This window comes from Arthrobacter sp. AIWTK1 (assembly GCF_056680535.1).
The window spans coordinates 3,979,864-3,996,799 of record NZ_CM155287.1 but is presented as its reverse complement, the minus strand read 5'-3'; the positions used below and the strand labels follow the sequence as shown (position 1 = coordinate 3,996,799).

The window sequence follows — 16,936 nt, the reverse complement described above, 5'->3', positions numbered from 1 at the left end:
ATATCGGAGTTGGTTCAGCTCCGGAGCAGGGAGACAGTCTCCGCGATGCAGGCCGGTTTTTCGGAACCTTCCAACTCGACGAGGTGCTGGAACTGCAACTGCCGGCCGTGTGCCGTTTCGGTCACCGAGGCCAGTGTCAACCTGTCCCTGATTCGCGAGTTCACCCTGGCCGGCGCCGGAAACCTGACCCGGTTCAGGCCATAGTTGATGATCATCGCCGCCCCTTGGACCTGGTAGACCTGGCTGGCCAGATACGGCAGCATTGACAGGCTGAGATACCCATGGGCCACCGTGGCGCCGAACGGTCCGGCAGCGGCCCGCCCCGGATCGGTATGGATCCACTGCTGGTCCAGGGTGGCATCGGCAAAGGCCTGGATCTGGGATTGGTCCAAGGTGTGCCAGCCGCTCACCCCGATTTCCTGCCCTGTCATGTTTGCCAGCTCGGCGGCGTCCTCGAACAGTCTCATCTAAACCCTTTCCAGCAGCATGGCCACGCCTTGGCCTAGGCCGACGCACATTGTGGCCAGGCCTCGGGCGGCGTTTTCGCGCTCCATCCGGCCCAGCAGCGTAACGACGATACGGGATCCGGAGGAGCCCAGCGGATGTCCGAGGGCGATCGCGCCGCCGTCGTTGTTGACCGTGCCGGCATCCATCCCGAGCAGCCGCATGCAGGCCAGTGACTGCGCTGCAAAGGCCTCGTTGAGTTCGACCGCACCTACGCCGTCCAGGCTCCAGCCTGCCTTGGCCAGCGCCTTCCGGGTGGCCGGGACCGGGCCGATGCCCATCACTTCCGGGGCGACGCCGGCGGCCTGGCTTGTGACAATGCGCGCCCGCGGCGTCAGGCCATAGCGTGCCACGGCTTCGCCGCTGGCGACCACGACTGCGGAGGCGCCGTCGTTGAGCGAACTGGAGTTGCCCGCGGTTACGATCCCGTCGGGCTTCACGATCGGCCGGAGGCCGGCCAGCGCGTCGGCGGTAGACCCGCGCCGGGGCCCCTCGTCGGTGTCCACGAGCGTTACTTCCCCGCGCCGGCCGGTGACCGGGACGGGGACGATTTCGTCACTGAAGCGGCCGGCGTCGATCGCGGCCACGGCCAGTTCGTGCGAGCGCAGCGCGAAGCTGTCCGCGTCGGCGCGGGAGATCCCTTCGCGGCTGGCCACTTCTTCAGCGGTTTCGGGCATCGATTGCCGGGCATTGGTGTCCATCCGCGGGTTCACGAAGCGCGCACCGATCGAGGTGTCCGCCAGCTCCCCAGGTTTGGCGAAGGCCTTCTCCGGCTTAGCCAGCACCCACGGGGCGCGGGTCATGGACTCGACACCGCCGGCAACCACGAGGTCGGCGTCGCCGTTGCGCACCGACTGGGCCGCCATGCTGATGGCTGTCAGACCTGAGGCGCACAGCCGGTTGACCGTGACAGCGGGGACGGCGTCGGGCAGCCCGGCCAGCAGCACCGCCATTCGGGCAATGTTCCGGTTGTCCTCCCCGGCCTGGTTTACGCAGCCCAGGATGACCTCGTCAAGGCTGGCAGGATCGACGCCGGCCCGGGCCACTGCGGCCTGCAGAACGAGTGCGGCCAGATCGTCGGGCCGGACCGTGGCGAGAACGCCCCCGTGACGGCCCACCGGGGTGCGGACGCCGCCGACCAGGAATGCCTCGGGCATCAGCGGGCCCCGCCGTTGATGTAGAGCGTCTGGCCGGAGACGTAAGAGGAATCGTCGCCGGCGAAGAAGGCCACGGCGGCGGCCACTTCCTCCGGCTGGCCCACGCGGCCCAGCGGGGTGCGGGCTGCCACCGCCTCCTGGTGTTCAGCCGGGCTGCTGCCCACGCGCTCGGCCGTTGCCGCGGTCATCGAGGTGGCGATATAGCCGGGGGCCACGGCGTTCACTGTGATGTTGAAGGGGCCGAGTTCGATGGCGAGTGTCGCCGTGAGGCCCTGGATGCCGGCCTTCGCGGCGGCATAGTTGGCCTGGCCCCGGTTGCCCAGCGCGCTGCGGCTGCTCAGCGAGACGATTTTCCCGTACTTCGCGGGGACCATGTACCGCTGGGCGGCACGGGAGCACAGGTAGGCGCTCGTGAGGTTGGTGGTCAGGACCGAGTCCCAGTCCGGCCGGTCCATCTTGAAGAACAGGTTGTCGCGGGTAATGCCCGCGTTGTTGACCAGGATGTCCAGCCTTCCGAACTCCCGGTGAATTTCATCGAAGACCCGGTCCACGGTCGCCTCATCCGTGACGTCGCAGCCGGCAGCGACGGCTCTACCGCCGGTCGCGAGCACCCGCGGGTGCTCCGAGATCCGCTGCGCAGTGCCCTTGGCGCCGTCCTCGTTGAGGTCCAGGACGATGACGGTGGCGCCTCCGGTGGCCAGCTTCAGCGCAGTGGCGGCCCCGATGCCCTGCGCGCCGCCGGTGACAACTGCCACCCGGTTGGTGAAATTGCTCATGGTGTTTCCTTCGCTTGCGTGGAATGTGACTGATGACTGTGTGGCGGCTGCCCGGCCCGGACCTAGCTGAAAGCGGAGAGGCCGGTGATCTCGCGGCCCACGAGGAGGGATTGGATGGAGTCGGTGCCCTCGTAAGTGGAGACGACTTCCATGTCGGTCATGTGCCGCGCGACGTGGTTCTCCAGTAGCACGCCGTTGCCGCCGAGCATGTCCCGCGCCTCGGAACAGATCCATCGCGCCTTCTGCGCCGTGTGCATCTTGGCCAGCGAGGCCATTGGTCCGGTCATCCGGCCGTCCTCAGCCAGGACGGCGAGCCGGAAACATATCAGTTGCATGGCCGTCAGTTCGGCGAGCATGTTGGCCAGTTTGTTCTGGACAAGCTGGAAGCTGCCGATCGGTTTGCCGAACTGTTGCCGGGTTTTCGCGTAGTCCACCGCGATCTCGTAGGCTGCCATGGCGTGGCCGAGGGATTCCCAGGACGCTCCGCTGCGAGTGGACGTGAGTACACGGGTGACGTCCTTGAAGGAGCGGCAGCCAGTGAGCCGGTTGTCCGCCGGCACCCTGAGGTTGTTGAGGGTGATGTCCGGCTGGAGAATCGCCCGCTTGCCGATCTTGCCGGTGATGACATCAGTGGAGTACCCGTCCGGATAGCTGCCGTCGTCGTTGCGCTCCATCACGAACGCCTTGACCTTGGCATCCTCTTCGTCCCGGGCGAAGATGATGACGACGTCGGCCATGCTGGCGTTGCCGATCCACCGCTTGCGGCCGGTGATGATGTAGCTGTCACCGTCCCGCCGGGCGCTGGTCTCCAGGGCCACGGAATCGGAACCGTGATCAGGTTCGGTCAGGGCGAAGGCGCCTATCTTATCCAGCGTCGCCATGGCGGGGAGCCAGCGCCGCTTTTGCTCTTCGCTGCCAAGCATGTTGATGGTTCCCATCGCCAGGCCGGACTGCACACCGAGGAAAGTGTTCACGGAACCGTCGCCGCGGGAGACTTCTGCGGCGACGATCCCGGCGGCAAGCCTGCTCAGGCCGGGGCAGCCGTAGCCGGTGATAGTGGTTCCCACGATGCCGAGGGCGGCGAGTTTGGGAATCATCTCGAACGGGAACTCGGCCCGTTCCCAGTAGCCGTTGATGACGGGCAGCAGGTCTTTGTCGACGAAGCTGCGGACCTTCAGCCGGAGGGCCCGGTCCTCAGCGGTGAGGAAATCGTCCATGAGGTAGAAGTCGGTGCCTTGTTCGGCCATTTGCGGTGTCATTGGGTCAGCTCCAGGGGTGTGTCGTCGGGAATCTGCGGTTGACGGGGTTCCGTGCTTGCTTGCGTGGGCTGGTATTGGGCGAGCCAGCGCCGTTCGTGTTCCGCCAGCGGCCGTGCCGTGCCGGTCTCCGGCCAGACTGAAACAATCACTGTCCTGCCGTCCACGGCGACTGCGCCGTTCTGAGCGCCGCTGAATGCGAGGCTGAAGGAGCTGGTGCCGATCCTGCTGACCGTGAGTTCGACGTCAAGGTCTTCGCCGTGGTGGACCGGCCTCCGATAGTTCAGTTCGAAGGCAGCCACCACCGTGGGGGTCGCTCCTGCGGAGCGGCTTCCCGGCAGGGTGGCCCGCCACTGGATCCTCGACTCCTCCAGCAGTGTCACGACGGCAGCATGATTGACGTGTCCATTGAGATCCTGATCCGACCATCGCGGGCGGATCCGGGTCCGGTATGCCTCAGGCATGGGCTAACGCCTTCTGGTGCAGCAGCCAGTTGCGGACCAACTCGGAGCTTTCGTTGAGCTCCGGTGGGGCCAGCGCGTAGTCCACGGGAGTGCGGGAGTACTCGACCGGATGCCGCACCGTCGGAATCTTTCGCGACCCGCTGCCGGCCAACACCACCGGTTGCAGTCCCAGTTGTTCGGCGAACTCGATGCCGCCGCCTACGTCCTGGATCGGCGCGCACGGCAGCCCGGCGGCAGAGAGCTCGCTGAACCACCGCGCGGCGGACTGAGTGGCCAGCCGCGCGTGGAGGATGTCCCGGAGTTCATCACGGTGCGCATTGCGTTGCCGGGTCTTGGCGAACTTCGGGTCCCGGGCCACTTCAGGGATCGCCAGCGCCCCGCACAGCCGGACGAACTGGGCATCGTTACCGGTCGCGACGATGAGCATGCCGTCGCCTGTCTGCATCGGCGCGTACGGGTACATGCTGGGGTGCTCATTACCCATGCGGGTCGGCACCACACCACCCGTGACGTATGCCGCGGACTGGTTTACCATGCCAGACAAAGCCGAGGACAGGAGGTTCAGCTCCACCAACTGGCCCTCGCCGGTCTGGTCTTTATGGTGCAGGGCCCCGAGGATGCCGATGGCCGCATGCAGGCCGGTAATGACGTCAAAGAGGGCAATGCCGGCCCGGTAAGGCTGCGTGTCCTGGTCCCCAGTCAGACTCATCATCCCCGAGGCGGCCTGCACGAGTAAGTCATATCCCGGAATGTGCGCACCGGACCCGGTGCCGAACCCGGTGATGGAGGCATAGATTATATCCGGCTTCAGCTCCGCGGCGGCGGCATAGTCCAAACCCAGCCGCGCCATGTTGCCGGGCTTAAAGTTCTCGATCATCACGTCGGCGGAGCGGATGAGTGAACGCGCCACGTCCAAGTCCTGCGGATCTTTTAGGTCCAGGGCGATGGAGTGCTTGTTGCGGTTCACCGCCAGGAAGAAGGTGGCCTCGCCGTCTCGGACCGGGGGCATGTAGGTCCGGGTGTCGTCGCCGTCAAGGCCTTCGACCTTGATCACAGTGGCGCCCATGTCAGCCAAGAGCATGGTGGCGTAAGGGCCGGCCAAAACCCGGCTGAAATCCGCGACGACGACGCCGGCCAGGGGCCCGGTGCCTTCGCGGCCCAGGACGTCAACGCCTGGGCGGATTCCGCCTTCGGCAGGACGATTGGGCCCTTCAGCCGCCGCTTCACTGCTCGGTTGTGTCATTTAAATCCTCCGGTGTGTGGTCTGCATCACCACCTTTGCAAGCGGATTGATTCGCGTCCAATACGCATTAGGTGTGGGAGTGATACCCCACCGCCATCAATGCCTATTTCGCAGCGGTGGGTATCTTGGGCATATGAACAATGACGTTGACCTGAGCGGGAGCTGACCGGGGCCATGGAAATACAACAGATTCGCATCTTCCTCGCCCTGGCTGAGGAGTTGCACTTCGGCAGGGCCGCGCTCCGGCTCCACATGGCCCAGCCGCCCCTGAGCCGGTCCATCCAGCGACTGGAGCACGAACTTAAGGCGCCTCTCTTTATTCGGAGCACCCGGACGGTCCGGCTCACGCCGGAGGGGGAGGCGTTGCTGGCGCCGGCCCGAGACATACTGGAAGCCTGCCGCCGTTCGGCCCTCGCGGTCGCCTCGGTGGGCCGCGGCGAAACCGGGCGGGTGCGGGTCGCTTTCGCCGGCGTGTCCTCACACGTGATGGTGGGCAAGCTCGCCAAGCGCGTCCGGGAGACGCATCCCGGAATCGATTTTGAACTGTCCAGCTCCAACTTCGCCCTGCCGGCCATGGACAAGGTCTTGAGCGGCGCCATGGAAGTAGGTCTGGGGCGATGGAACTTCATCCCGGCGGTCCTGGAATCCCGGATCGTGGCCAGCGAGCGGCTGGTGGTGGCCCTGTATGACAACCATCCCCTGAGCGACCGCGCTTCACTGCACATGGCGGACCTTGCAGATCAGCCGTTCGTCACCCTGCCAGAGCACCCTGGGGCGATCCTCCACGACCATCTTCGGAGGCTGTCAAGCGCGGCCGGATTCGCCGCCGAAATTGTGCAGGTCGCCCCGGATTCCCACACGCTCATGGCACTCGTGGCGGCCGAAATCGGCGTTGCCCTGACGGTCTCGTCTGTCCCGGAAAACTTCAGCCACCCCGGGGTCACTTTCCTGCCATTGGACGACCCGGCCGATGTCATCCAGCTGCGACTGGTTTGGCGAAAAGACAACACCAGCCCGGCGCTGAGAGAGGTCCTTCGACTCTCGGAAGACGTCTTGCCGTCGCCGGGCAACGCCGCTTATTGATGCGTCCAGGACATCAGTGGTCGCAGAATACGGTATTGGATCTTACGCAATCCAGCTGGCACAGTGGTCGGAGATCGCCAGCCCTTAGAGCCAGCGCCGCCCCCAGCGGCCCAGCACATGCCAGGAGAACACACTGTGACCGTATCCGAAACCACCCTGGTGCACGACGACGTGCTGAACCTGGACAGCCTGCTCAGTCCGGCTGAGCTGCAACTGCGCAGCACTGTCCGGGAGTTTGTGAACGAACGCATCCGCCCCAATATGGCCGGCTGGTACGAGGATGCACACTTCCCCTTGGAACTCGTCCCCGAACTCGGGAACCTCGGGGTCCTTGGGATGCATCTGGAGGGCTACGGCTGCCCGGGCCGCAGCGCAGTCGAATACGGTCTCGCCGCAATGGAACTGGAAGCAGGGGATTCCGGACTCCGGACCTTCGTTAGCGTCCAGGGCTCCCTTGCTATGAGTGCCATCCACAAGTGGGGGTCCGAGGAGCAGAAGAAAGAGCACCTCCCGGCGATGGCTCGGGGAGAAAGGATCGGTTGCTTCGGGCTTACCGAACCTAGCGCCGGCTCCGACCCGTCCAGCATGGCTACCTTCGCGGTTCCCGACGGAAGCGGCGGCTGGGTCATCAACGGCGCCAAACGCTGGATTGGGCTTGCCTCTGTGGCCCAGATCGCGGTCATCTGGGCCAATACCAGTGAGGGCGTCCGCGGCTTCATCGTGCCCACGGACACGCCCGGTTTCACCGCGACACCCATCGGTTCGAAGCTGTCGATGCGTGCCTCCATCCAATGCGACATCACCCTGGACGACGTCCGGCTCCCGGGCGCGGCGCTGCTTCCGCGCGCCCGGGGGCTGAGCGGCCCGTTCTCCTGCCTCAACGAAGCCCGCTACGGCATCATCTGGGGTGCCATGGGCGCGGCAAGGGACTCGTACGAAACCGCCCTCGCGTACTCGCAGGAGCGACTGCAGTTCGGCAAGCCCCTCTCCGGGTACCAGCTCACGCAGGAGAAGCTCGTCAATATGCTGCTGGAAATCCAGAAGGGCACGCTTCTTGCCCTGCACACCGGGCGGCTCAAGGACGCCGGCGCCTTGGAGCCGGTCCAGATCTCAGTCGGCAAGCTGAACAATGTCCGCGAGGCCATCGCCATCTGCCGGGAGGCCCGCACTCTGCTCGGCGGCAACGGCATCACGCTGGACTACTCGCCGCTTCGGCATGCCAACAACCTCGAATCCGTGCGCACCTATGAAGGTACGGACGAAGTCCATACGCTGATCCTGGGCCAACGCATCACGGGCATCTCTGCGTTCCGTCAAGGGTGACCGGCCGCGGCTGCTCTGACCGCGGTACACATGGACCGCACGCGCAGTGTCGGTGTGACGGGTTATCACCAGGGGGCTGGTTGGGGCGTTGACGAGCGGTCTGGCGGCTAATGCGACACCAGTTCATCGCCGTGGCTCCTGGGCCGGTGTCGGTCGCGCGAACTTGTGAAGAGTGCGGTGATGCCCCTGATGAGTCCGACCGTGAGGGTCTTCACTATGAGAAGAACAATTCCAATGGCTCCCGTCACCAGGAGGAGCAGGAGAAACAGGATCAGGATGGGCAACAAAAGGGCAACTATCCCCGCTATTGCTGCCACGTAAATGAGTGCGTACCCGGCAACGGTGGTCGGATCCACTGGACTTCCTGTCAAGAGCCGGACATTTGCTCCGGATGCTTGCTGCCCGTACCCGTTGCAGCCTGGGGTGACAAGGAAGGGTGCCGCCCGCACTGGAGTGGCACCCTTCCTTTGCTGACGGTTTTACTCCTTGAAGGCGTCCTTGACCTTCTCGCCCGCCTGCTTCAGGTCCGCTTTGCTTTGATCAGCCTGACCTTCGGCCTTCAGGCCCGGATCGTTCTTGGCTTCTCCGGCAGCTTCCTTGCCCTTGCCGCCAAGCTTCTCGGCAGCGTTATCGATCTTGTCTCCCAGACCCATGGTGTTACTCCCTCCGGTTTGGTTGCCGCCGGCGATCCGCCGGTGGCCTACAACTTCATGGTAAACCCGATCTACCCCAAATAGTAAGCATGCTGATTTGATTGGTGCTCAGTTGCCGATGCAGCCTGGTTGCAACCTTTGAAGCCTTAGCATGGGGGCACGTTTTCAACGACGCACAGCGAAGGGTTAACCGCATGACGAGAATGTTGATTATCGGCCCGCCCGGCTCGGGCAAAGGAACGCAGGCGGAGCGCGTTTCGGAAGGCCTGGGTATTGCTGCGATCTCCACGGGCGACATCTTCCGTGCCCATGTGAAGGGCGGTACGCCGCTTGGTACCGAAGCCAGGAAGTACATGGACGCCGGCGATTTCGTGCCGGACAGCGTCACCAACGAGATGGTGCGCAGCCGCCTCAGCCAGGACGACGTCGAAACCGGCTTCCTGCTGGACGGCTATCCCCGCACCGCCGCCCAGGTCGACTACCTCGACGGCATCCTGGCTGCGCGAGAGGTGACGCTGGACGTCGTCCTGCAGTTGACCGCCGACGATGAGGAACTCGTCAAGCGCCTCCTGGGCCGCGCCCGGGATACCGGCCGCAGCGACGACAACGAGGCCGTTATCCGCCACCGGCTGGACCTGTACCACCAGCAGACCGAACCCGTGGTGGCGGCATACGCCCGGCGCACCATCCTGACCCGGGTGGACGGCGTCGGCGGCATCGATGAAGTCACTGCCAGGGTCATGGACGCCATCCATAACCCCAGCAGGGTTTCGGCAGCGAGCGACCGGTGATCCGGGCCGGGAATCTTTCATAGCCGGGCACCCTGTCGTGTAGGGAAAGCGGCACCAAACGCAAGTGGTCGACGGCGGGACTTCCCGCCGTCGACCGCTTGCGTTTGGCCTCGGGGCAGGCATTTCGCCGCTACTGCGGAATCGCGATTAACCCTTGACGGTGTGATCTACGTCGCGTAGATTGTTCAACAGTTCGGATTGTTCAACGATCCAACGATCGCTCATCACCTCGACATCCGCAGCCCCCCTCGCGGTCGTCGCACATTCGCCCTCATGCCCCGCTTGCAACTCCGCGAGCCCGGACAGAGAAGGCGCCCCAGCACCATCCGCCCGCACACGGATGACATCCGCATTTTTCACGGAGGATACACATGGCCACTCCATCAGTAATGGCTCCCGGTGACCCAAAACCCGTTATAGGGCGCAAGAGCATGTACAAGGCATTCGCCGCCAGCCTGACAGGAACCGCGCTGGAGTTCTACGACTTCGCCGTCTACTCCGCCGCGGCCGCGATCGTTTTCCCGCTGATCTTCTTCCCGGCCTCGGATCCGGTCACGGGAACCCTGCTGGCCTTCTCCACCTACGCCGTAGGCTACATCTCCCGGCCCGTCGGCGGCATCATCTTCGGCAGGCTCGGGGACGAGATCGGCCGCAAGAAGATCCTGGTCATCACGCTGATGCTCATCGGCGTCGCCACGTTCCTCATCGGCCTGCTGCCCACGTACGACAACATCGGCGTCATCGCCCCCGCCATCCTGGTCTTCCTCCGCTTCGCCCAGGGCGTCGGCGTCGGCGGCGAATGGGGCGGGGCAGTGCTGCTCTCCAGCGAATTCGGTGACCCCAACCGCCGCGGATTCTGGGCCTCTGCCGCGCAGATCGGCCCGCCCGCCGGCAACCTGATGGCCAACGGCGCGCTCGCCGTCCTGACCCTGACCCTCTCGGAGCAGGCCTTCCTGGACTACGGCTGGAGGATCGCGTTCCTTATCTCGGCGCTGCTGGTGGCCTTCGGGCTCTGGATCCGGCTCAAGCTTGAGGACACCCCCATCTTCAAGGCCATGGAAGCCAGGGGAGACAAGCCCAAGGCCCCGATCCGGGAAGTCCTGACCACCCAGCGCCGGCCCCTCATCGCGGCCATGCTCAGCCGGATCGGCCCGGATGTCACCTACGCTCTGTGCACGGTCTTCACCCTCACTTACGGCATCCAGGAGCTCGGCTTCGACCGCGGCCAGGTCCTGGTGGCTGTGCTCATCGGTTCCGCCCTCCAGCTGTTCACCATGCCGCTTGCCGGGGCCATCTCGGACCGCATCAACCGCCGGTTGGTCTATGGCATCGCAGCAGTGGCCGCCGCGGTGTGGGCGTACTTGTTCTTCATCGTCCTCGAAGGACGGTCCCCGGTCATGCTGATCGTGGGAACGGTCCTGGGCCTGCTCTGCCACTCGTTCATGTACGGCCCACAGGCAGCGTTCGTGGTTGAACAGTTCTCGCCGCGTCTTCGCTCCACCGGCAGCTCGCTGGCCTACACGTTCGCGGGAATCATCGGCGGTGCCATTGCACCGTTCATGTTCACTCTGCTGCTGAGCACTTTCCACAGCTGGGTCCCGGTTGCCATGTACCTCAGCGTCGCGTGCCTGTTGACCCTGGTGGGCCTGGCACTGGGGCGGGACTCCAACGTTGCCGAGGACGAGGAGTACCTGCAGTCCACGGTGGAACCCGCTGAGGCCGTGGCCCGATGAACCAGGACACCGCCCTCATGGCGCCCTCCGATGCACGCCTGAAATTCCGCAACGGCCTGGTCACCCCCACCTCCGGTTGGAGCGACGGCTACACCCAGGCGAACCTGATTGCGGTGCCGGCCGGCTACGCCGACGAATTCCTTGAGTTCTGCCGGCTCAATCCCAAGGCCTGCCCCGTCATCGACATCATACCGGCGGGACGGTACGAGAGCGTCCTCGCCGCGGGGTCGGACATCCGCAGTGACATCCCCGCCTACCGGGTGTGGGTGGAGGGCGAGCTTGCCGACGAACTCACCGACGTGACGTCGCTCTGGCGGGAGGACATGGTGGGCGTACTCATCGGCTGCAGCTTCACCTTCGAAGCCGCGCTCGCCGGCGAGGGCATCCCGCTGCGGCACACCGAAACCGGCCGCAACGTGCCCATGTACCGCACGAACATTGAGTGCACCCCGGCGGGACGCATCCACGGTCCGATGGTGGTCTCCATGCGCCCGATGCTGCCCGGGCTGGTCGAAACTGCCATCAGGGTGACGTCGGAAGTGCCGAAGGTCCACGGCAGCCCGGTCCACGTCGGATCGCCTGAAGACCTCGGCATCGCTGACATCAACCGGCCCGACTTCGGCGACGCGGTGGACATCCGGCCAGGCGAAGTACCGGTCTTCTGGGCCTGCGGGGTGACCCCGCAGAGCGCCGTGATGGCGTCCAGGCCGTCCTTTGCCATCAGCCACGCCCCCGGGCACATGTTCATCACCGATGTTCCCGAAAGCAACTACCGGGAACCGGCAGGAGCGTCATCGTGAAAAAGAGGCTTCCCGTTGCCGAAGCGCGGGCCCGCAGGATCATCAACCTGGCGGCGCCGCGGCGTCAGGCCACCGGCACGCACTGCGAACTGACCGGCGTCTGGCAGAGCCCGGCAGGAGCGAGCATCTCACTGTTCGAAGGCCAGCTCTTCCCGAGCGATTCCGGCCGGCCCTGCGTTTGGAGTTACGTAGGCCTGCCGGCCAGCAAAGCCGAAACCGGTGAGGCCCGGTGGGCAGCTCCGGAGCATCACAGACTGTAAGGGCACCAAACGGCAAGCGGACGACGACGGGACCTCCCGCCGTCGTCCGCCTGCGTTGCGTTGGGGGCCTGCTACGGCAGCCGCGACGCTCGCAGCAGCGTGGGAGTGCCTGCACTTTCGGGGTCGAGGGGCACGGGGCTGACAAGCACCGCCGGTCCCCGGTGCAGGACGCCGCCTGAAATAACCTGGCAGCGCACGCCGCCCCGCCCGCGCATGGCCTTGTGCGCGCCGGGCGCCAGCATCTGGTCCATCCAGGCGCAGGGGTTGGCGGGCCGCCCCGCCTTCAGCCGGACCACATCCCCGCGCGATTCCAGCGCAAACTCCCCGCCCAGCAACGGCGCCAAGTGGGCGCCTCGAAGGACCACGTTGCGCCGCGTCAGCAGCGGATCAAATGGTGCGGCCCCCAGCTCCACGGCCATGGCCTCAAGTGCCTCGACGGCGAAAAGGGTGACGGCAGCGTCCATGTGGGCGGCCTTGCCGAAGAACCTGTCACCCACGATGCCCTTGCCGGCCACCATCTCCACTTGGTCGGCGTCGGTGGTGGGGACGTCCGCCACCCCCTCGCGTGCGCGGCCAAAGTAGGCATGCGCCGGCGACACAAGAAGGTGCAGAACCTCAACGTTGTACCTGTAGCTTGCCGTCATGCCTCAAAACTATCTGACGGGCGGGCCGGCGCACCGATCCAACTGAGAATGCCAGCCGGCCGGCCGGATCTTGCCCCGGCAGTCCAACAGGAGCATGATTCGGAGGTACTGGGGAGTTTCTCGCTCGATTTGATCAATGAATATTCGGTTGTAACTAGAGCCAAAGGTGCACCGATGCCCAACCCAACGCAGCCCCCCAATGCCGCCGCAGATCCCACAGCAGACGCAGGTCCACCAAAGCCCTCGCGACCTCCCCGAGAACTGAGTGGCAATGTTGCGAGGAAATCGAAGGCATTGGTCCTGTTTGAAATAGGAGGCGGCCTTACGGCGATCGTTGCCTCGCTGATTGCCATCTTGGCTTGGCTGCCCCAAGCCAAGGACACCCTTTGGCCAAACGAAAAAAACTACAAAATGCTGGGCGAGCTCAACGCCGGACACAGCGTCGCTCGGTTCGACTCCGAGCTCGGTCCTCCCACCCTCATCCGGGTCCACAGCACCTCGACGCCGGTCCTAACCGAGCGTCTCTACATGAAGGATCAGTTTGTGGTCAGCACTCTAACGCCACCTGAGAGCAACCGAACCATGGTCTATTCGGTCCTGTCATGCAATCCAGAATTCCAGCCGTCCTTCCATACGCCCGACGGCCGAACCCTCCAGCTGCAGACGAAACCGCTGGACTCTTTGGACGCCGTCATCACCACGTCGGGCAGCCTAAAGTACTCTCCCGGCGCAACTGGCAGCAGCGTTCGACTGAACGCGGAAATGGCAGTCCGAATTCCGGCAACCGCGAGCTCCAACCGCGCTTACGCGTACGGCGTCAACGGAGCGTGCGGACCCACCGCTCTGCCCCGTGCAGACGGAAGTTACAACCAGGAATTTACCGGAACCCTGGGCGAGGCGCCGGATGCTGTGCGCTCATACAGACACTCCGTGGCGCCCAATTTTTACTCAGAGGCTTATCCGGAGGACGGTTTCTTGGATTTCGAAACAATAATAGGCATCGCCTCTCCGTACCACTTCGACCTGCCACCCCGGTACCTCAACGAGAGCGGCACCAGAACATTCGGCTGATGAGGTGCAGCTCGGCCGGGACAGGAGACTCACGTGCTTCCTTACAAAGCAGCCTAGTAAGTGCACCCGGACCGTCACCCCAGCAGGTCGTCCTCGTAGCACCAGCGCCAGTCCTCACCCGGCTCGATGCTCCGCATCACCGGGTGGCCGGTGGCCTCGAAGTGCCTGGACGCGTGCGTGCCGGGGGAGGAGTCGCAGCACCCCACGTTTCCGCAGGCCAGGCACATCCTGAGGTGGACCGGCGTCGTACCTTCCCGGCGGCAGTCCCCGCAGAAGGGGTCGCGCGGGACCTCCGGTGAGTGTGCGGATTCGAGGTGGCCGCAGACCCCGCCCGGACGCGCGATGCCCTCCCCGCCGCCCTCCCCGGATGCGTCCGCCTCATCCAGCGAGACGTCCAGCATGGACTCCTCAACGTCCAGCCGCTCCAAAACCTCGCTGAGTACCTCGTGGGCGTACTCGCCGCCGCGCCGCAGCTCCAGCACCTTCGCCCGTTCAGCGTCCAGCATGGCAAGCCGCAGCTGGGCGTAACGCTGGCTCGGTGTCGCGGCCTCCGACGTCGGCCGGCCCAGCCGCTCCCAGGCTGCCAGCCCGCGCTCCTGGGTGCGCCGCTTAAGCATCGCCACGACTTCCGGCGGGTCGTTGTCGGTGCGCAGTTCCTGCAGCCGCTGCACCCCGGCAGCGGTGGCCAACTGCATCAGGGAGGCCTGGTTCAGGGCATCCTCGCGCTGGTCCGGTCCCTGCACGCCGAGCAGCCGGACCAGCGCCGGCAGGGTGAAGCCTTGCAGTGTCAGGGTCCCGCCGACCACCACCATGGCCGCCAGGATCAGCACCGGACGGTGCTCGAGTTCCGCAGGCAGCACCAGCACCGCGGCCAGCGTCACCACCCCGCGCATCCCCGCCCAGGACACGATCGCCGCGAACTGCCACGGGGGCGCCGGATCGTTCCGCCGCACAGCCGGGATCAGCCGGGGCAGGTACGTCGCCGGGAACACCCACACCGGCCGGAGCAGCAGCACTGCCAGCAGGATCACGGCGCAGCCGGCCCAGATCCGGCCGGCGCCCAGCGAATCGTCCTGGACGCCCTCGATGATGGTCCGGACCTGCAGGCCGATCAGCAGGAACACGGAGTTTTCCAGCAGGAACTGCACCGTGTTCCAGTTGCTGCGCTGGCTTAGCCGGGCCGCGCCGTTGGGCATGGACGGCGCCTTGGTCCCCATCACCAGCCCGGTGACGACGACGGCGAGCACACCGGAGGCGTGGATCGCCTCGGCCGGGAGGTACGCGATGAACGGGGCCATCAGCGACGTCGAGGTGTTGATCGCGACGTTCCGGATCCGCTTCCGGAGCTCGGTCAGCACATAGGCGGCTGCCAGGCCCACCACCAACCCGCCGCCGGCCGCGAGCAGGAAGCCGCCGGCAATCCCGGCCGCAGACACGGACCCGGCAATCGCCGCGATGGCGGCGCGGAGGCAGACCAAAGCGGTGGCGTCGTTGACCAGGGACTCGCCCTCAAGGATGGTGACGATCCGGCGGGGCATGCCCACTTTCCGGGCAATGGCGGTCGCGGCCACGGCGTCGGGCGGCGCGACGACGGCGCCGAGGGCGATCGCCGCGGCCAGCGGGATTTCCGGGAACAGCCACCACACCACGAAACCGACGGCAAGCGTTCCGAAGATGACGTAGCCCACCGAAAGCAACGCGATGGCGCGGCGGTTGGAGCCGAAGTCGAAGAGCGAGGTCCGCAGCGCGGCCGCGTACAACAACGGCGGCAGCAGCCCGACGAGGACCAGTTCCGGGTTCAGCTCAATGGCGGGGACGAAGGGGAGGAAGGAACCCGCGACGCCGGCCAGCACCAGCAGCAGGGGAACAGACACGTTGAGCTTCCGGCCCAGCGCGCTGCCGGCGCAGACAACGGCCACGAGAACCAACAGTCCCAGGGCGATCTCCATGGGGTCATTCTCTCAGGCGATAAAAGGGGCAGGACGGTGTGGCCACACTTTCCGTTCACGGCACCGACACCGTGCGGTCCTTGCGCGTTATTCCGTGGCGGGCACGCTGTTCACGCACCCTCGTTCAGCGCGTGACCGCCTGAGCCGAAACCCGTTGAGCCGCACCAAGGAGAACCTCTGTGCTCGTGAAAACCGCTGTCACCGCCGTCGTGGCACTCTTGTCCCTGACCGGGATCGCAGCCCCGTCGGTTGCCGCCGCCCACGCGAGCGATGACCCTTCCAGCCAGCAGGCATTCAGCTTCGGTGTCATCGGCGACATCCCCTACGGCGACGCCGAGATCGCAAAGTTCCCTTCCCGCATCCAGGACATCAACGCCGACCGCGGCCTGGATTTTGTCGCCCACGTGGGCGACATCAAGAACGGGTCGTCCGTTTGTTCGGACGAGTACTTCGCGTACATCCGCTCCGAGTTCGACTCCTTCGAACATCCGCTGGTCTACACGCCCGGCGACAACGAGTGGGTGGACTGCCACCGGGGGAACAACGGCGCGTACAACCCCCTGGAGCGGCTGGACAAGCTTCGGGAGGTCTTCTTCGACGCTCCGGGAAAAACCCTCGGCCGGACGATGCCCGTCACGAGCCAGGAAGCACTTGGGCTGCCGGAGAATGTCCGCTTCACCAGGAACCGTGTGGCATTTTCCGTGGTGAACGTCCAGGGCAGCAACAACTCGCTCCTGCCGTGGACCGGCATCGGCGAAACGGCAGTCACCCCAGAGCAGCAGGCCGAGGTGGACCACCGGACGCAAGCCGTCCTGGAACAGGTGCGGGACACCTTCAGTGACGCGACCCGGCGCAACGACAGGGCTGTGGTCCTCATGACGCAGGCGGACATGTTCGACCCTTCACTGCTCGACGCGGCCACCGCCAACCCGGACTCGGTCTCGGGCTTCCGCGAGATCGTCAGGACGATTACCGAGGAAACGAACCGCTTTGACGGCCCGGTCTACCTCATCAACGGCGACAGCCACGTCTACGCCGAAAACCAGCCCCTTGCAGAAGGCTCGCCCTGGCTGACGATCTATGGCCAGCAAGCTGCGGATGACCTGCAGCGCATCACCGTGGACGGCTCGGCCAACGCCACGAATTACGTGAGGTTCACCGTGGCGGCAAACAGCGCGCCCGGGCCCGGCGTCCTGTCCTGGGAAAGGGTCCCTTTCAAGGAGTAGACG

General features: G+C 65.4%; 18 protein-coding genes. 8 read left to right on the top strand and 10 right to left on the bottom strand.

Features of this window, described 5'->3' with window-relative positions; all coding sequences use genetic code 11:
* Positions 1–14 precede the first annotated feature (14 nt).
* The 6 genes from AC1MDG_RS18385 to AC1MDG_RS18360 all read right to left on the bottom strand — a co-directional run bounded on the left by AC1MDG_RS18385 (position 15) and on the right by AC1MDG_RS18360 (position 5,400).
* Positions 15–467, bottom strand: a complete 453-nt coding sequence (locus AC1MDG_RS18385; RefSeq protein ID WP_390251442.1) for a MaoC family dehydratase — start codon at positions 465–467, stop codon at positions 15–17.
* Entirely contained in the window at positions 468–1,661 is a 1,194-nt protein-coding gene (locus AC1MDG_RS18380) for a thiolase family protein (protein ID WP_479805831.1), read from the bottom strand.
* Positions 1,661–2,437: a 3-oxoacyl-ACP reductase FabG gene (gene fabG, locus AC1MDG_RS18375; RefSeq protein ID WP_479805829.1), complete on the bottom strand. Its 777-nt coding sequence runs from the start codon at positions 2,435–2,437 to the stop codon at positions 1,661–1,663. The genes AC1MDG_RS18380 and fabG overlap by 1 nt, the downstream gene beginning before the upstream one ends.
* Positions 2,438–2,499: 62 nt before the next feature.
* A complete protein-coding gene (locus tag AC1MDG_RS18370; RefSeq protein ID WP_479805827.1) occupies positions 2,500–3,696 on the bottom strand; it encodes an acyl-CoA dehydrogenase family protein in 1,197 nt (398 codons plus the stop codon).
* Positions 3,693–4,157 (bottom strand): acyl-CoA thioesterase, encoded by a 465-nt coding sequence (locus tag AC1MDG_RS18365; protein WP_479805825.1) that lies wholly within the window; start codon positions 4,155–4,157, stop codon positions 3,693–3,695. Before AC1MDG_RS18365 ends, AC1MDG_RS18370 begins: the two co-directional genes overlap by 4 nt.
* A complete protein-coding gene (locus tag AC1MDG_RS18360) occupies positions 4,150–5,400 on the bottom strand; it encodes a CaiB/BaiF CoA transferase family protein (RefSeq protein WP_479805823.1) in 1,251 nt (416 codons plus the stop codon). The genes AC1MDG_RS18365 and AC1MDG_RS18360 overlap by 8 nt, the downstream gene beginning before the upstream one ends.
* A gap of 174 nt (positions 5,401–5,574) precedes the next feature.
* Between AC1MDG_RS18360 and AC1MDG_RS18355 the strand changes: the two genes are divergently transcribed.
* Entirely contained in the window at positions 5,575–6,483 is a 909-nt protein-coding gene (locus tag AC1MDG_RS18355) for a LysR substrate-binding domain-containing protein (protein WP_209742352.1), read from the top strand.
* Between the two features lie 117 nt (positions 6,484–6,600).
* Positions 6,601–7,806 (top strand): acyl-CoA dehydrogenase family protein, encoded by a 1,206-nt coding sequence (locus AC1MDG_RS18350; protein ID WP_479805821.1) that lies wholly within the window; start codon positions 6,601–6,603, stop codon positions 7,804–7,806.
* 107 nt (positions 7,807–7,913) lie between these two features.
* Here the strand turns inward: AC1MDG_RS18350 and AC1MDG_RS18345 are convergent, their stop codons facing one another.
* Complete coding sequence (locus AC1MDG_RS18345; RefSeq protein WP_479805819.1) at positions 7,914–8,162, bottom strand: hypothetical protein; 249 nt, start codon at positions 8,160–8,162, stop codon at positions 7,914–7,916.
* Between the two features lie 123 nt (positions 8,163–8,285).
* Complete coding sequence (locus tag AC1MDG_RS18340) at positions 8,286–8,459, bottom strand: CsbD family protein (RefSeq protein ID WP_043484246.1); 174 nt, start codon at positions 8,457–8,459, stop codon at positions 8,286–8,288.
* Between the two features lie 194 nt (positions 8,460–8,653).
* Here AC1MDG_RS18340 and AC1MDG_RS18335 point away from each other — a divergent pair, with 194 nt between their 5' ends.
* From AC1MDG_RS18335 to AC1MDG_RS18320, 4 genes are all read left to right on the top strand, one after another.
* The gene (locus AC1MDG_RS18335) at positions 8,654–9,250 is read left to right on the top strand and encodes an adenylate kinase (protein ID WP_479805817.1); all 597 of its coding nucleotides are present in this window, start codon (positions 8,654–8,656) and stop codon (positions 9,248–9,250) included.
* A 371-nt stretch (positions 9,251–9,621) separates the two neighbouring features.
* The gene (locus AC1MDG_RS18330; protein ID WP_390251460.1) at positions 9,622–10,983 is read left to right on the top strand and encodes an MFS transporter; all 1,362 of its coding nucleotides are present in this window, start codon (positions 9,622–9,624) and stop codon (positions 10,981–10,983) included.
* On the top strand, positions 10,980–11,783 hold the full coding sequence (locus AC1MDG_RS18325) for a putative hydro-lyase (RefSeq protein WP_479805815.1): 804 nt from the start codon (positions 10,980–10,982) through the stop codon (positions 11,781–11,783). The genes AC1MDG_RS18330 and AC1MDG_RS18325 overlap by 4 nt, the downstream gene beginning before the upstream one ends.
* Complete coding sequence (locus AC1MDG_RS18320; protein WP_479805813.1) at positions 11,780–12,043, top strand: hypothetical protein; 264 nt, start codon at positions 11,780–11,782, stop codon at positions 12,041–12,043. The genes AC1MDG_RS18325 and AC1MDG_RS18320 overlap by 4 nt, the downstream gene beginning before the upstream one ends.
* A gap of 71 nt (positions 12,044–12,114) precedes the next feature.
* On the opposite strand, the gene AC1MDG_RS18315 is transcribed toward AC1MDG_RS18320, so the two are convergent.
* Positions 12,115–12,687 carry an MOSC domain-containing protein gene (locus AC1MDG_RS18315; protein ID WP_479805811.1) on the bottom strand — a complete coding sequence of 191 codons (573 nt, stop codon included), beginning with the start codon at positions 12,685–12,687 and terminating at the stop codon, positions 12,115–12,117.
* A 294-nt stretch (positions 12,688–12,981) separates the two neighbouring features.
* Between AC1MDG_RS18315 and AC1MDG_RS18310 the strand changes: the two genes are divergently transcribed.
* Positions 12,982–13,758 carry an ETEC_3214 domain-containing protein gene (locus AC1MDG_RS18310; RefSeq protein ID WP_479805809.1) on the top strand — a complete coding sequence of 259 codons (777 nt, stop codon included), beginning with the start codon at positions 12,982–12,984 and terminating at the stop codon, positions 13,756–13,758.
* Between the two features lie 74 nt (positions 13,759–13,832).
* Here AC1MDG_RS18310 and AC1MDG_RS18305 read toward each other — a convergent pair whose 3' ends face one another.
* Complete coding sequence (locus AC1MDG_RS18305; RefSeq protein WP_479805808.1) at positions 13,833–15,707, bottom strand: Na+/H+ antiporter; 1,875 nt, start codon at positions 15,705–15,707, stop codon at positions 13,833–13,835.
* A gap of 179 nt (positions 15,708–15,886) precedes the next feature.
* On the opposite strand from AC1MDG_RS18305, the gene AC1MDG_RS18300 reads away from it, so the two are divergent.
* A complete protein-coding gene (locus tag AC1MDG_RS18300) occupies positions 15,887–16,933 on the top strand; it encodes a hypothetical protein (protein ID WP_479805806.1) in 1,047 nt (348 codons plus the stop codon).
* The last annotated feature ends 3 nt before the right edge of the window (positions 16,934–16,936 follow it).

What these genes read in the sequence shown, in the direction of transcription:
- fabG (WP_479805829.1), bottom strand. Translation starts at nt 2,437, where the DNA reads ATGAGCAATTTCACCAACCGGGTGGCAGTTGTCACCGGCGGCGCGCAG.
- AC1MDG_RS18380 (WP_479805831.1), bottom strand. Translation starts at nt 1,661, where the DNA reads ATGCCCGAGGCATTCCTGGTCGGCGGCGTCCGCACCCCGGTGGGCCGT.
- AC1MDG_RS18315 (WP_479805811.1), bottom strand. Translation starts at nt 12,687, where the DNA reads ATGACGGCAAGCTACAGGTACAACGTTGAGGTTCTGCACCTTCTTGTG.
- AC1MDG_RS18305 (WP_479805808.1), bottom strand. Translation starts at nt 15,707, where the DNA reads ATGGAGATCGCCCTGGGACTGTTGGTTCTCGTGGCCGTTGTCTGCGCC.
- AC1MDG_RS18355 (WP_209742352.1), top strand. Translation starts at nt 5,575, where the DNA reads ATGGAAATACAACAGATTCGCATCTTCCTCGCCCTGGCTGAGGAGTTG.
- AC1MDG_RS18385 (WP_390251442.1), bottom strand. Translation starts at nt 467, where the DNA reads ATGAGACTGTTCGAGGACGCCGCCGAGCTGGCAAACATGACAGGGCAG.
- AC1MDG_RS18330 (WP_390251460.1), top strand. Translation starts at nt 9,622, where the DNA reads ATGGCCACTCCATCAGTAATGGCTCCCGGTGACCCAAAACCCGTTATA.
- AC1MDG_RS18360 (WP_479805823.1), bottom strand. Translation starts at nt 5,400, where the DNA reads ATGACACAACCGAGCAGTGAAGCGGCGGCTGAAGGGCCCAATCGTCCT.
- AC1MDG_RS18370 (WP_479805827.1), bottom strand. Translation starts at nt 3,696, where the DNA reads ATGACACCGCAAATGGCCGAACAAGGCACCGACTTCTACCTCATGGAC.
- AC1MDG_RS18340 (WP_043484246.1), bottom strand. Translation starts at nt 8,459, where the DNA reads ATGGGTCTGGGAGACAAGATCGATAACGCTGCCGAGAAGCTTGGCGGC.
- AC1MDG_RS18335 (WP_479805817.1), top strand. Translation starts at nt 8,654, where the DNA reads ATGACGAGAATGTTGATTATCGGCCCGCCCGGCTCGGGCAAAGGAACG.
- AC1MDG_RS18325 (WP_479805815.1), top strand. Translation starts at nt 10,980, where the DNA reads ATGAACCAGGACACCGCCCTCATGGCGCCCTCCGATGCACGCCTGAAA.
- AC1MDG_RS18350 (WP_479805821.1), top strand. Translation starts at nt 6,601, where the DNA reads ATGCCAGGAGAACACACTGTGACCGTATCCGAAACCACCCTGGTGCAC.
- AC1MDG_RS18365 (WP_479805825.1), bottom strand. Translation starts at nt 4,157, where the DNA reads ATGCCTGAGGCATACCGGACCCGGATCCGCCCGCGATGGTCGGATCAG.